General features: G+C 72.6%; 12 protein-coding genes and 2 pseudogenes. 7 read left to right on the forward strand and 7 right to left on the reverse strand.

Going from position 1 to position 12,458, the window contains the following annotated elements:
* Positions 1 to 13 precede the first annotated feature (13 nt).
* The 6 genes and pseudogenes from ACPOLB_RS18100 to ACPOLB_RS18125 form a co-directional block, all read left to right on the forward strand.
* Positions 14 to 460, forward strand: a pseudogene (locus ACPOLB_RS18100) (EamA family transporter); the annotation flags it as partial.
* Between the two features lie 66 nt (positions 461 to 526).
* A pseudogene (locus ACPOLB_RS18105) lies at positions 527 to 994 on the forward strand (EamA family transporter); the annotation flags it as partial.
* Positions 991 to 1,713, forward strand: coding sequence for a tRNA (adenosine(37)-N6)-threonylcarbamoyltransferase complex dimerization subunit type 1 TsaB (gene tsaB, locus ACPOLB_RS18110; RefSeq protein WP_425257411.1), 723 nt, complete (start codon positions 991 to 993; stop codon positions 1,711 to 1,713). The pseudogene ACPOLB_RS18105 and the gene tsaB, both read left to right, overlap by 4 nt.
* Positions 1,710 to 2,204 (forward strand): ribosomal protein S18-alanine N-acetyltransferase, encoded by a 495-nt coding sequence (rimI, locus tag ACPOLB_RS18115; protein WP_425257412.1) that lies wholly within the window; start codon positions 1,710 to 1,712, stop codon positions 2,202 to 2,204. The genes tsaB and rimI overlap by 4 nt, the downstream gene beginning before the upstream one ends.
* A complete protein-coding gene (locus tag ACPOLB_RS18120) occupies positions 2,191 to 2,949 on the forward strand; it encodes a uracil-DNA glycosylase (RefSeq protein WP_425257413.1) in 759 nt (252 codons plus the stop codon). Before rimI ends, ACPOLB_RS18120 begins: the two co-directional genes overlap by 14 nt.
* 3 nt (positions 2,950 to 2,952) lie before the next feature.
* On the forward strand, positions 2,953 to 5,022 hold the full coding sequence (locus ACPOLB_RS18125; RefSeq protein WP_425257414.1) for a putative bifunctional diguanylate cyclase/phosphodiesterase: 2,070 nt from the start codon (positions 2,953 to 2,955) through the stop codon (positions 5,020 to 5,022).
* A gap of 16 nt (positions 5,023 to 5,038) precedes the next feature.
* Here ACPOLB_RS18125 and ACPOLB_RS18130 read toward each other — a convergent pair whose 3' ends face one another.
* The 3 genes from ACPOLB_RS18130 to glmU form a co-directional block, all read right to left on the reverse strand.
* Positions 5,039 to 5,860: a response regulator gene (locus ACPOLB_RS18130; RefSeq protein WP_425257415.1), complete on the reverse strand. Its 822-nt coding sequence runs from the start codon at positions 5,858 to 5,860 to the stop codon at positions 5,039 to 5,041.
* Between the two features lie 6 nt (positions 5,861 to 5,866).
* The gene (locus ACPOLB_RS18135) at positions 5,867 to 7,354 is read right to left on the reverse strand and encodes a PAS domain-containing sensor histidine kinase (protein WP_425257416.1); all 1,488 of its coding nucleotides are present in this window, start codon (positions 7,352 to 7,354) and stop codon (positions 5,867 to 5,869) included.
* Positions 7,355 to 7,421: 67 nt separating this feature from the next.
* Complete coding sequence (gene glmU / locus ACPOLB_RS18140; protein ID WP_425257417.1) at positions 7,422 to 8,810, reverse strand: bifunctional UDP-N-acetylglucosamine diphosphorylase/glucosamine-1-phosphate N-acetyltransferase GlmU; 1,389 nt, start codon at positions 8,808 to 8,810, stop codon at positions 7,422 to 7,424.
* Here glmU and ACPOLB_RS18145 point away from each other — a divergent pair.
* Positions 8,809 to 9,678, forward strand: a complete 870-nt coding sequence (locus ACPOLB_RS18145; protein WP_425257418.1) for a DUF6279 family lipoprotein — start codon at positions 8,809 to 8,811, stop codon at positions 9,676 to 9,678. The two genes, glmU and ACPOLB_RS18145, sit on opposite strands and share 2 nt — an antisense overlap.
* 28 nt (positions 9,679 to 9,706) lie before the next feature.
* Here ACPOLB_RS18145 and ACPOLB_RS18150 read toward each other — a convergent pair whose 3' ends face one another.
* From ACPOLB_RS18150 to ACPOLB_RS18165, 4 genes are read right to left on the reverse strand one after another with little or no spacing between them, the layout of a single operon-like run.
* Entirely contained in the window at positions 9,707 to 10,297 is a 591-nt protein-coding gene (locus ACPOLB_RS18150; protein WP_425257419.1) for a DUF4136 domain-containing protein, read from the reverse strand.
* Positions 10,294 to 11,259, reverse strand: coding sequence for a tRNA 2-thiocytidine(32) synthetase TtcA (gene ttcA / locus ACPOLB_RS18155; protein ID WP_425257420.1), 966 nt, complete (start codon positions 11,257 to 11,259; stop codon positions 10,294 to 10,296). Before ttcA ends, ACPOLB_RS18150 begins: the two co-directional genes overlap by 4 nt.
* Positions 11,256 to 11,654: a dihydroneopterin aldolase gene (locus tag ACPOLB_RS18160; RefSeq protein ID WP_425257421.1), complete on the reverse strand. Its 399-nt coding sequence runs from the start codon at positions 11,652 to 11,654 to the stop codon at positions 11,256 to 11,258. Before ACPOLB_RS18160 ends, ttcA begins: the two co-directional genes overlap by 4 nt.
* A 1-nt stretch (position 11,655) precedes the next feature.
* A complete protein-coding gene (locus tag ACPOLB_RS18165; protein ID WP_425257422.1) occupies positions 11,656 to 12,447 on the reverse strand; it encodes an SDR family oxidoreductase in 792 nt (263 codons plus the stop codon).
* Between the last annotated feature and the right edge of the window lie 11 nt (positions 12,448 to 12,458).

Below are 12,458 nucleotides of genomic sequence, written 5' to 3' on the forward strand. Positions count from 1 at the left end.
TAAACTCGCCGCCATGCCTGCCCAGCCTTCCTGGCCGCCCGCGCGGCGCGCCCTGTGGATCGGTGGTGCGTGCGCACTGGCGGTGCTGGCGATCTGGACGTCGTTCATCCTCGTGGCGCGCTCCAGCGCCCGCCACACGCTGACACCCTTCGACATCGCCTTCCTGCGCTTCGTGTTCTCGGGCGCCATCGCCCTGCCGATCGCGCTGTGGCGCTGGCCGGCCCTGCGCGCCGGGCTCGGCGGCGCGCAGGCGTGGCGGCGCGGCGGCGTGCTGGCGCTGGCCGCGGGCGTGGGCTACTGCGCCTTCGCCTACACCGGTTTCTTCTACGCGCCGGCGGCCCACGCCGCGGTGCTGCTGCCGGGTTCGCTGCCGCTGTGGACCGCGGTGTTCGCGGTGCTGCTGCTGGGCGACCGCCTCACCGCGCCGCGCGCGGCCGGCCTGGCGCTCATCGTCGCCGGCGACCTGCTGGTGGGCGGCAGCAGCCTGCTGCGCGCGTTCGACGGCGGCGAGGTCTGGAAGGGCGACCTGCTGTTCCTGGGCGGCAGCGCCTGCTGGGCGCTGTACGGCGTGCTGTGCCGGCGCTGGCGCGTCGGCGCGGTGGACGCCACGCTGGCCATCGCGGTGGGCTGCCTCGTGAGCTACGTGCCGCTGTTCGCGCTGGGCGTGGCCGCCGGCTGGGTGCCGACGCAGCTGGGCGCCGCGCCGTGGCGCGAGATCGCCTTCCAGGCCGTGTTCCAGGGCGGCTTCTCGATGCTGATCGCCGGCCTGGCCTTCACCCAGGTGGTCACCACCTTCGGCCCCGTGCGCACGACGATGATGACGGCGCTGGTGCCCGGCCTGGCCGCGCTGGCGGCGGTGCCGCTGCTGGGCGAGCCGCTGGGTGCGGCGGCGCTCGGCGGGCTGCTGTGCGTCACCTGCGGGCTGCTGCTCGGCCTGCGCCACGCCGGAGCGGCGCCCGCGCGGCCCGGGCCGGTGCAGGAGCGCGCGGCGTGACGGCGCGGCTGCTGGCCTTCGACACCTCCACCGAGCATCTGGCCATCGCCGTGGCCGGCCCGGCGGGCGAGCGCACACGCCTGCTGCCCGGCGGCGCGCAGGCGTCGGCCGCGCTGCTGCCCGCCGTGCACCGGCTGCTGGCCGAGGCCGGGCTGCGGCTGCAGGACCTGGACGCCATCGCCTTCGGCCAGGGGCCGGGCGCCTTCACCGGGTTGCGCACCAGCTGCGCCGTGGCGCAGGGCCTGGGCTTCGGCCTCGACCGCCCGCTGCTGCCGCTGGACAGCCTGCTGCTGGTGGCCGAGGACGCCCGTGCCCAGCACCCCGGCGACGACGACGTGGTGGTGGTGATGGACGCGCGCATGGACGAGGTGTACGGCGGCCGCTACCGCTGGGAAGGCAGCCGCTGGCAGGTCCTGTTGGCACCGGCGCTGTACACGCTGCCGGCCACCGCGGCGCTGTGGGACGGCGCCGCGCCGGCGCGGGTGGCGGGCTCGGCGCTGGCCGCCTTCGGCGACCGCCTGGGCCTGCCGGCCGGCCAGCCGGTGTGCGCGCACGAGCACGCGCGCGCTGCGGCGCTGCTGCGGCTGGCGCTGCAGGCCCATGCCGCCGGGGCCGGCATCCCGGCCGAGCAGGCCCTGCCGCTGTACCTGCGCGACAAGATCGCGCAGACCACGGCCGAGCGCGAGGCTGCGCGTGCCGCCAAGGCGCCGGCTCCATGAGCGCGCAACTGGCCCCGGCGCCCGTGCTGCGCCCGATGCACGCGCGCGACGTCGACGCCGTGATGGCGGTGGAGACCGGCGCCTACAGCTTCCCCTGGAGCCGCGGCAACTTCATCGACTCGCTGGCCGCCGGCTACGAGGCGCAGGTGCTGGTCGACGCCGAGGACGGCATCGTCGGCTACTTCGTCGCGATGACCGGCGTCGACGAGCTGCACCTGCTGAACGTCACCGTGGCCACGTCGTGGCAGGGTCGCGGTCTCGGCACCAGCCTGCTGCAGGCGGTGCAGGCGCGCGGCCGGCAGCTGGGCCTGGCCACGCTGTGGCTGGAGGTGCGCGAGAGCAACCAGCGCGCGCGTGCGCTGTACGCCCGGCTGGGCTTCGCCGAGGTCGGCCGGCGCCGCGGCTACTATCCGGCCCCGCACGCCACCCGCGAAGACGCCATCGTGATGCGCCTGCAGCTGCTGCCGCCCGCCGACCATGCCGTGGACTGAACGCCAGGCCACGCTGCTGCGCGCCATGGGCGTGCGCCTGTGGCAGCCGCCGGCGGCCGCCGAGCCCGCACCCCCGCCCGTTCCCACGCCCGCACCCGCACCGGCCGTGCGCGCACCTGCGCCGGCAGCCGCGCCTGTGCCGGTGCCGGCGTCGGCCGTCGCCCGGCTCGACTGGCCGGCGCTGCGCGAGGCGGTCGCCGGCTGCCGGGCCTGCGGCCTGTGCGAGACGCGCACGCAGACGGTGTTCGGCGTCGGCCACGCCCAGGCGCGCTGGATGGTCGTCGGCGAGGCCCCCGGCGAACAGGAAGACCTGCAGGGCGAGCCTTTCGTCGGCGCCTCGGGCCAGCTGCTCGACGCGATGCTGCGCGCGCTGCAGCTCAGCCGCGCGGAAGACGGCGACCCGGCGCAGCGCGTGTACATCGCCAACACGCTGAAGTGCCGGCCGCCGCGCAACCGCAACCCGGCGCCCGACGAGCTGGCGCGCTGCGAGCCCTTCCTGGTGCGCCAGATCGAACTGGTGCGGCCGCGCGTGATCCTGGCGATGGGACGTTTCGCCGTGCAAGCGCTCTTGCGCAGCAGCGAACCCATCGGCAAGCTGCGCGGGCGCGTGCACCGCTACCAGGGGGTGCCGCTGGTCGTCACCTACCATCCGGCCTACCTGCTGCGCAGCCTGCCGGACAAGGCCCGGGCCTGGGACGATCTGTGCCTGGCGGCCAGCGTGGCCGATGTCGAACCAACGCAGTAACCCATGAACATCCACCACCCGGCCGAAGAGATCGTTGCATTGCGGGCCGAGGTGGCGCAGTTCCGGCTGCTGGCCAACAACGTGCCGGTGGCCATCGCCTACTACGAGCGCCAGGGCTACACCTGCCGCTTCGCCAACCTGGGCTACGCAGCCATGTTCGGCCGCGACGAGCAGAGCATTCTGGGCCTGACCTTCGCGCAGATCATCGGCGAGTCGGCGGCGCAGCTGATCCAGCCGCAGGTCGACGCCGTGCTGCAGCAGCGCCGCGGCGCCTCGTACGAGCGCCAGCTGCCCGATCCCGACGGCGGCACGCGCCACATCGAGGTCCACCTGCTGCCGCACCTGGACGAGGGCCACGAACCGGTGGGCGCCTTCGTGCTGATCTCCGACATCACGCGCCACCGCCGCGCCGAGGCGGCACTGCGCGACAGCGAAGAGCGGCTGGCCAAGTTCATGCACGCCAGCGCCGAGGGCATCGTCTTCCACAAGGACGGCCTCATCACCGATGCCAACCCGCCGCTGCTGGCGCTGGTGGGGCACACGCTCGAGGCGATGCGCGGCCAGCCGGCGCTCGACTTCGTGGCGCCCGACCAGCGCGAACGCGTCGCGGCGGTGATGACCTCGGGCGCCGAGACCAGCTACGAGACCGCGGTGCTGCACCGCGACGGCACGCGGCTGCCGGTGGAGTTCATCGTGCGCACGATGCAGCACCAGGGCGAGCGGCTGCGCATGACCATCGTGCGCGACCTGCGCGACCACATCGCGGCGCGGGCGCGCATCCACTACCTGGCGCACCACGACGCGCTGACCGGCCTGCCCAACCGCACCGCCTTCATCGAGCACATGGAGGTGCAGCTGCCGGCCGCGCGTGCGGCCGGCGCGCGGCTGGCGCTGCTGTTCATCGACCTCGACCACTTCAAGCGCGTCAACGACTCGCTCGGCCACCTGGTGGGCGACGCATTGCTGCAGACGGTGGCGCAGCGCATCACCGGCACGCTGCGCTCGGGCGACCTGGTGTCGCGCTTCGGCGGCGACGAGTTCCTGGTGCTGCTGACCGGCGGCATGCCGATGGCCGCGGTGCAGGAGGTGGCGCACAAGCTGCTGGCCGCCGTGGGCGCGCCGGTCGAGGTGGAGGGCGAGTCGATCTCGGTCACGCCGTCCATCGGCGTGGCGGTGTTCCCGCGCGACGGCGACACGCCCGACGAGCTGATCAAGCACGCCGACACCGCGATGTACCACGCCAAGGCCCGCGGCCGCGCCGCCTGCGCCTTCTTCGAGCCGGCCATGGCCGAGGCGGCCTACACCGAACTGGCGCTGGAGAGCCAGCTCACGCAGGCCATCCGCGACCAGGCCTTCGTGCTGCACTACCAGCCGCAGCTGTCGGCGCAGGACGGCAGTCTCGTCGGCTTCGAGGCGCTGATCCGCTGGGCCCACCCCGACCTCGGTCTGCTGGAACCCGACGCCTTCATCCCGGTGGCCGAGACGCGCCGGCTGATGCTGCCCATCGGCGACTGGGTGCTGCGCGAGGCGCTGCGCCAGGCCGGTGCGTGGCGCGATGCCGGGCTGGCCCGGGTGCCGGTGGCGGTGAACCTCTCGGGCCTGCAGTTCGAAGCCGACGGCTTCGTCGATCTCGTCGCGCGGCGCCTGTCCGAAGCGGGCCTGCCGGGCGAGGCCCTGGAGCTGGAGCTGACCGAGCGCATGCTGATGGACGACCTGGCCGTGGTGCGGCAGGCGTTGCAGCGGCTGCGTGCGCTGGGCGTGCATGTGTCGGTGGACGACTTCGGCACCGGCTACACCTCGCTCGGCCGGCTGAAGGACCTGGCGGTCGACCGGCTGAAGATCGACCGCAGCTTCGTGCACGACCTGCCGCACGACCACGGTTCCACGGCGATCGCGCGCGCGATCATCCAGATGGCGCACAGCCTGGGCCTGCGCACCGTCGCCGAAGGCGTGGAGACCGAGGCGCAGCGCGACTGGTTGCGGGCGCAGGGCTGCGAGGAGCTGCAGGGCTACTTCGTGGCGCGGCCGATGCCGGCCGACGAACTGGAAGCCTGGCTGCGCGCGCGCGGCTGAGGCGCAGCGCGCCGGTTCAGGCGCCGGGCGGCGCCAGCGCCGCCGCCACCTCGGCCAGCAGCTGCTCGGTGGGCAGCGGCCGCCGCAGGAAGCGCCGTGCGCCCAGCGCCAGCGCCTTCTCGCGCGCGACCGTGTCCCAGTGGGTGGCGGTGATGAAGAGAAAGGGCACCTGCTGCAGCACGGGTTGGCGCAGCACGCGGCAGATGAAGTCGAAGCCGTCGGCCTGCGGCATGCCGACGTCCGTGATGATGAGTTGCGGCGGGTCCTGCAGCGCCAGCGCCAGTGCCTCGTCGGCCAGCGTGGCGGTGCTGACGCGGTAGCCCAGGGGCTCCAGCGCGCTGCGCTTGAGCGACAGGTTCACCGGCTCGTCGTCGAGCACCAGCACGTGCGGCCCGGTGCAGGCGGGCAGCGCCGGCGCCGGCAGGCTGTCGTGCACCGCCGGCGGCGGCAGGTCCGCGCTGCCGGGACGCAGGTGGCTCTCCATCCAGCCGACGAAGCGCTCGGTGTCGATGGGCTTGGCGGCGTAGTCGTCGAATCCGGCCTGCATGAAGCGGTCGCGGTCGCCGACCATCGCGCTGCTGGTCACGGCCAGCAGCGGCAGCTGCGCCAGGGCCGGGTCCGACCGCACGGCACCGGCGAAGGCCACGCCGTCCATGCGCGGCATCTCGATGTCGCAGACCACGATGTCCGGCCTGTCGTCGGCCGTGCCCGCGTGCAGCATGCGCAGGCCTTCCTCGCCGTCGCGTGCCACCAGCACGGTGTGGCCGAAGGCACCCAGCAGGTACTGCATCAGCGCCAGGTTGATGTCGTTGTCCTCGATGACGAGCACGCGCGCCATGGTGGTTCAGCCGTCCTGCAGATGCAGCGTGAAGCGGCTGCCGACGCCCAGCACGCTCTGCAGCGTGATGCGCCCGCCCATCAGCTCGGCCAGGCTGGCGCTCAGGTGCAGGCCCAGGCCCGTGCCTTCGGGCCTGCGGCTCGGATCGCCGACCTGGGTGAACGAGCGGAACAGGCGCTGCTGGTCTTCGGGCGCGATGCCGACGCCGGTGTCGGCGACGTGGATGCGCAGCCCCGGCGCCGTGTCGTCCAGTTCCAGCAGCACGCTGCCCGAGGCCGTGAACTTGATGGCGTTGTTGGCCAGGTTCAGCAGCACCTGGTTCAGCGCGCGCCGGTCGAGCCGGCACTGCACCGGCGCGGGCGGCAGCTGCAGCGTCAGCGCCAGGCCCTTGCGATCGGCCAGCGGCTGCAGCGACGCGTGCACCTCGCCGAGCAGGCGGCCGACGTCGACGGACTCGGGCGTCAGCTGCATCGTGCCCGACTGGATCTTCGCCAGATCGAGCAGGTCGTTGATCAGCGAGAGCAGGTGCTCGCCGCTGTGCTTGACGATGCCGAGCTGCCGCTCCTGCTCGGCGTTCAGCGGGCCGGGCAGCTTCATCAGCAGGATGCCCGAGAAGCCGAGGATGGCGTTCAGCGGCGTGCGCAGCTCGTGGCTCATCGTGGCCAGGAAGCGGTCCTTGGCCTGGTGTGCCACCTGCAGCGCGGCGTTCTTCTCCTGCAGCTCCTTCTCCGCCGCCTTCTGCTGGCTGATGTCGCGGATGGCGCTCATCACGAAGCGGCCGTCGCTGGCACCCAGCGGGCTGAGGCTGATCTCCACCGGGAACTCGCTGCCGTCCTTGCGCAACGCGTACAGCTGCAGCCCCGCGCCCATGCGCCGCACCTGGGGCTTGCGCTGGTAGCGCAGCCGGTGGCCCACGTGCACCGGCCCGTGGCGGCGCGGCAGCAGGCTCTCGATGGGCTGGCCGATCATCTCGGCGCGCGCCCAGCCGAACATGGCTTCGGACTGGCTGTTGAAGAGCACGATGCGGCCGATCTCGTTGGCGATGACGATGGCATCGGGCACCCACTCGAGCAGGTCGCGGTAGCGCTCCTCGAGCAGGCGCGCGTCGCGTTCGACCGTCAGCGCCGTGACATCGCGCGTGCTCACCAGGAAGCCCTGCAGGCTGCCGTCGTCGTGGCGCACCGCGCGCATCGTGCTGTCGACGTAGAGCAGGCTGCCGTCGCGGTGGCGGCGCAGCGTGGAGCGCGTCATCACGTCGCCGGCCAGTGCGGCCTCGCGCAGCGCCTGCTCTTCGGCGGCGCGGTCGGGGGGCACCACCAGTTCGGCAAAGCTGCGGCCCAGCGCTTCTTCCTCGGCGTGGCCGAAGGTGGCGCACGCACCGGGGCTCCAGAACAGCACGTTGCCGTCGGTCCCGCACAGCACCAGCGCGTCGGGGGAATGTTCGACCACCAGGCGATGGAGCGTGGTGTCGCTGCCGGAGGCCATCTGGCGCATCGGCAGACCTTTCAATCAGTGCACACGCTGCGGACTCTAGACCTGCAGGCGGGCCCTGCCAACCGGGTCAGCCCGCGTTCTTGGGCTGCTTGCGCGGACGCTGCCAGCCGGGCAGCGACACCTGCTTCGCGCGGGCCACCGTCAGCGTGCCGGCCGGCGCGTCCTTCGACACCGTGGAGCCGCCGCCGATGGTGGCGCCGTCACCCAGCGTGACCGGAGCCACCAGCACGCAGTTCGAGCCCACGTGCACGTCGTTGCCGATCACGGTGCGGTGCTTGTTCGCGCCGTCGTAGTTGGCGGTGATGCTGCCCGCGCCGTAGTTCACGCGCTCGCCCACCGTGGCGTCGCCCAGGTAGGCGAGGTGGTTGGCCTTGGCACCGGCGGCGAGCGTGGAGTTCTTGACCTCGACGAAATTGCCGATGTGCACCTCGCGCCCGAGCACGGCGCCGGGGCGCAGCCGCGCGTACGGGCCCACCAGCGCGCCGGCGCCGACGCGCGCGCCGTCGATGTGCGTGTAGGGGTGGATCACGGCGCCGTCGGCGATCTCGGCGTCACGGATGACGCAGTGCGCGCCGATCTGCACGTTGTTGCCCAGAACGACCCGGCCTTCGAAGATGCAGCCGACGTCGATCTCGACATCGCTGCCGCACGCGAGCGTGCCACGCTGGTCGAACCGCGCCGGATCGGCCAGGCGCACGCCGGCTTCCAGCAGCGTGTCGGCACACTGGCGCTGGTAGCGTCGTTCCAGGTCGGCCAGCTGCAGCGGGCTGTTGACGCCCAGCACCTCGGTCTCGCTGGCCGCGGCCGTGGCCACCACCGGCACGCCTTCGGCCACCGCCATCGCGACGATGTCGGTCAGGTAGTACTCGCGTTGCGCGTTGTCGTTCCTGAGCGCCATGACCCAGCGCACCAGCAGCGCGGTGGGCGCCGCCATCATGCCGGTGTAGACCTCGCGGATCGCGCGCTGCGCCGGCGTGGCGTCCTTGTGCTCGACGATGCCCTGCACGCTGCCGTCGGCGGCACGCACGATGCGGCCGTAGCCGGTGGCGTCGGCGAGCTCGATGGTCAACAGCGCCAGCCGCTCGCCGCCGCAGGCCGCGGCCAGCGCCGCGCCGGTGGCGCTGCGGATCAGCGGCACGTCGCCGTTCAGGATCAGCGTGGTGGCGTGCTGCGGCTGCAGCGCCGGCACCGCCTGCTGCACCGCGTGGCCGGTGCCGAGCTGCGGCGTCTGGCGCACGCACTGCGCGTCGGCCAGGCCGCCGGCAGCGACCGCGGCTTCCACGGCCTCGGCGCCGTGACCGGTGATCACCACCGTGTGCGTGGGCCCCAGACCGGCGGTGGCATCCAGAACATGCTGCAATAGGCTGCGCGCGCCCACACGGTGCAGCACCTTCGGCAGCGCCGACTTCATGCGCGTGCCCTTGCCGGCCGCCATCACCACCACGTTCAGTGCCATGCCAACGTCCCTGGTCAAAACGCTGATTATCGGTGCCCTGCTGGCGCTGCTGTCGGGCTGCAGTGCGCTGCGCCTGGCCTACAACAACGGCCCCCTGGCGGCCTGGTGGTGGCTGGACGGCTACATCGACTTCCCCGGCGACCAGGCCCCGCGTGCCAAGGCCGCGATCGACCAGCTCTTCGACCGCACGCGCAGCGCCGACCTGCCGCAGCTGGCGGCGCTGCTGGCCGCGGCGCATGCCGAGGTGCTGGAGCCGACGACACCGGCCCAGGTGTGCCGCTGGCAGCGGCAGTTCCGCGAGCGCCTGGACCCCATCGTCGACCGCGGCGTGCTGCTGGCCGCCGACCTGGTGGGCGGACTCGGCGAGCCGCAGTGGCGCCATCTCGAGCGCCAGTTCGAGAAGAAGAATGCCGACATGCGCGACGACTTCCTGCAGCCCGACCCCGCCGAGCGGCTGGCCCGCTCGGTCGAGCGCACGGTGGAGCGCGCCGAGATGCTGTACGGGCGCCTGGGCGACGCGCAGAAGCGCGTCATCGCGGCCGGCGTCGCGGCCTCGCCGTTCGATCCGCAGGCCTGGATCGCCGAACGCGAGCGCCGCCAGCGCGACACGCTGCAGACGCTGCGCCGCCTGACGGCCGAGCGCGCCGACCGCGACCGCACCATCGCCGCGCTGCGCACGCTGGCCGAGCGCGCGGAGATCTCGCAGGACCCGGCCTACCGCGTCTACCAGCAGCGCCTGGCCGACTACAACTGCGCGTTCGGCGCGCAGCTGCACAACGCCACCACGCCGGCGCAGCGCCAGGCTGCGCGCGCGCAGCTCAAGACCTGGGAAGACGACCTGCGCGCGCTGGCGGCGCCGCCGCAGTGAGCGTCGCTGCCGGCGCAGCGTCGGCGGCTCAGGAACCCAGCGTGACGACCACCGTGCGCGGGTTCAGGCCCTGGCGCGGGAAGTCCGTCAGCGCCGCCTGGAACAGGGCGGGCAGCAGCGTGCTGTCCGACGCCGAGCTGCCGTCGTGCGTGGCGTGCGCCTCGTACAGCGGCTTGCCGCTGGCGCGGTCGCGCAGCAGCACGGCGGCTTCGCGCTCGTAGCGCGGCGGCTCGGTGCGCATCGACAGCTGCCAGGCCGTGCCCGGCCACGGCGCCGGGCGCCAGATGCCGAAGCTGCCGCGCCACCACAGCGGGTCGGCCCAGACCTGGCGCTCGGTGCGCGTGGTGCGCGCACCCACCTGCACCAGCACGTCGGGCGCCTGGCCGTCGGGCGCGGGCTGGAAGCCGGCCTTCTGCAGCGCACCGCGCGCGGCGGCCTCGATGCGGTCGGTCTCGGCCGCCTGCGCCTGCTGCGACGGCAGGCGGTCGAAGGCGTAGGTGCCGGGCTTGCGTTCGGCCGGCCAGTCGCCGTAGCTGGAGACCTCGGTGCTGATGGTGTTCAGGCCGCTGCACCCGGCAACGAGCGTGGTGGTCAGCAGCAGGGCCAGCAGGGCTTTCATGGTGCGTCCTCGTCGGTCGGGTTGCGGTGCAGCTGGATCGTGGCCGCGGGCGGCGCGCAGGGTTCGTCGTCGAAGGCGATGTCGCCACCGGGATCGGCCACGCCCGTGGCTTGGATCGTCGTGAACGGGAAGAGTTTCCGGTCCATCATGTGCGAAGGCACGATGTTGCCCATCGCGGTGAACATGTTGTCGGTGCGGCCGGGGTACTGCTTCTCCCACTCGCGGATCATCTTCTTCACCACCACGCGCTGCAGGTTGTCCTGGCTGCCGCACAGCGTGCACGGAATGATGGGGAACTGCCGGTGCAGCGCCCACTGCTCCAGGTCGGTCTCGGCCACGTAGGCCAGCGGGCGGATGACGACGTTCCGGCCGTCGTCGGACACCAGCTTCGGCGGCATGCCCTTCATGCGGCTGCCGAAGAACATGTTCATCAGCAACGTCACCACCATGTCGTCGCGGTGGTGGCCGAGCGCGATCTTCGTGCAGCCCAGCTCGCCCGCCACGCGGTACAGGATGCCGCGGCGCAGCCGGCTGCACAGGCTGCACATGGTCTTGCCCTCGGGCACCAGCCGCTTGACGATGCTGTAGGTGTCCTGGTTCTCGATGTGGAAGGGCACGCCGCGGCTCTTCAGGTACTCCGGCAGGATGTGTTCGGGGAAGCCCGGCTGCTTCTGGTCGAGGTTGACGGCGATCAGCTCGAAATCGATCGGCGCGCGCTCCTGCAGCGCCAGCAGGATGTCGAGCATCGCGTAGCTGTCCTTGCCGCCCGACAGACACACCATCACCTTGTCGCCGGCCTCGATCATGTTGAAGTCGGTGATCGCCTGGCCCACCTGCCGGTGCAGCCGCTTGCGCAGCTTGTTGGCCTCGAAGGCGGCCTTGCGGGAATCGGGGCGGCCTGCTGTGGCGTCTGCGGCTTCCGCAGCTTGCGCGGCAGCGGCGGCGTCGGTCATGGCGTTCATGCGTTGTCCTTGATGCCGAAGACTTCCACGCCGACGGCGTCGCAGTCGGGGTAGACGTCGGGTTTCTCGGTGCTGACGCGCGCGGCACGCACGCGCGGGTGGGCGAGCATCGTGCGCAGCAATTCGTCGACCAGCGTCTCCTGCAGGTGGATGTGGCCCTGCTTCACGCGGTCCATCACGCTGCGGCGGATGAAGTCGTAGTCCACCACCTCCTCCAGCGTGTCGGCGGTGGGCGTGGACAGCGCCAGCGGGATGTAGAGGTCGACGTTGACCAGCACGCGCTGCTCGCCCTTCTTCTCGAAGTCGTGCACGCCGATGTTGATCCAGACCTCGTAGTCGCGCAGGAAGAGGCGGCGGCAGTCGAGCAGGCGGGGGTGGGTGATCTGGCTGTGCATGTCAGGAGCCTTGGCTGGCGCGCGCGAGGAACATCACGTCGCGGGCTTGCGCCTGCAGGTGCTGACCGCCATCGACGAGCAGGGTGGTGCCGGTCACGGCAGGGGAGTCGAGCAGGAAGCGTACGCTGCGCGCCACGTCGTCGGGCGTGGACGAGCGCTGCAGCGGCGTCATGCGGTGCGAGGCGGCGAACTCGGCGTCGTTCATGTCGCCCGAATGCAGCGTCACGCCCGGCGCCACGCCGCACACCCGCAGCGCCGGCGCCAGTGCCTGCGCCAGCAGCGTGTTGGCGGCTTCCAGCGCCGCCTTGCTCAGCGTGTACGAGAGGTGGTCGGGGTTGGGGTTCCAGAGCTTCTGGTCGAGGATGTTGACGACGCAGCCGCGGCCGGCCGGGTGCCCGGCCGCCGTGACGCAGGCGTGCAGCGCACGCGCCAGCACGATGGCCGGCGCGGTGTTGGCGCGCCACGCGCGGTCCATCGCGGCGTAGCTGAAGTCGGCGACGGTGTCGTGTTCGAACACCGAGGCGTTGTTGACCACCGCGTCTACGCGCCCGAAGGCCCGCAGCACCGCCGGCACCAGCGCGGCGCAGGCGGCTTCGTCGGCGAGGTCGGCGGCCAACACCTCGGCGCGCGCGCCGGCAGCGCGGGCCATCTCCGCGGTGGCGGCGGCATCGACGGCCGAGCTGCGGTGGTGCACGGCCAGGTCCCAGCCGTGCGTGGCCAGGTCGAGCGCGATGGCACGCCCGATGCGGCGCGCGGCACCGGTGACGAGAACGACGGGGCGGTTGGACGGCATGGTTCCTACAA

Origin of the sequence: Rubrivivax soli, assembly GCF_049810355.1 — a bacterium.
Classification (GTDB): Bacteria; Pseudomonadota; Gammaproteobacteria; order Burkholderiales; family Burkholderiaceae_C; genus Rubrivivax.

What these genes read in the sequence shown, in the direction of transcription:
- glmU (WP_425257417.1), bottom strand. Translation starts at nt 8,810, where the DNA reads ATGGCACTGAACGTGGTGGTGATGGCGGCCGGCAAGGGCACGCGCATG.
- ACPOLB_RS18145 (WP_425257418.1), top strand. Translation starts at nt 8,809, where the DNA reads ATGCCAACGTCCCTGGTCAAAACGCTGATTATCGGTGCCCTGCTGGCG.
- rimI (WP_425257412.1), top strand. Translation starts at nt 1,710, where the DNA reads ATGAGCGCGCAACTGGCCCCGGCGCCCGTGCTGCGCCCGATGCACGCG.
- ACPOLB_RS18160 (WP_425257421.1), bottom strand. Translation starts at nt 11,654, where the DNA reads ATGCACAGCCAGATCACCCACCCCCGCCTGCTCGACTGCCGCCGCCTC.
- ACPOLB_RS18135 (WP_425257416.1), bottom strand. Translation starts at nt 7,354, where the DNA reads ATGCGCCAGATGGCCTCCGGCAGCGACACCACGCTCCATCGCCTGGTG.
- ACPOLB_RS18120 (WP_425257413.1), top strand. Translation starts at nt 2,191, where the DNA reads ATGCCGTGGACTGAACGCCAGGCCACGCTGCTGCGCGCCATGGGCGTG.
- ACPOLB_RS18125 (WP_425257414.1), top strand. Translation starts at nt 2,953, where the DNA reads ATGAACATCCACCACCCGGCCGAAGAGATCGTTGCATTGCGGGCCGAG.
- ACPOLB_RS18150 (WP_425257419.1), bottom strand. Translation starts at nt 10,297, where the DNA reads ATGAAAGCCCTGCTGGCCCTGCTGCTGACCACCACGCTCGTTGCCGGG.
- ACPOLB_RS18130 (WP_425257415.1), bottom strand. Translation starts at nt 5,860, where the DNA reads ATGGCGCGCGTGCTCGTCATCGAGGACAACGACATCAACCTGGCGCTG.
- ACPOLB_RS18165 (WP_425257422.1), bottom strand. Translation starts at nt 12,447, where the DNA reads ATGCCGTCCAACCGCCCCGTCGTTCTCGTCACCGGTGCCGCGCGCCGC.
- ttcA (WP_425257420.1), bottom strand. Translation starts at nt 11,259, where the DNA reads ATGAACGCCATGACCGACGCCGCCGCTGCCGCGCAAGCTGCGGAAGCC.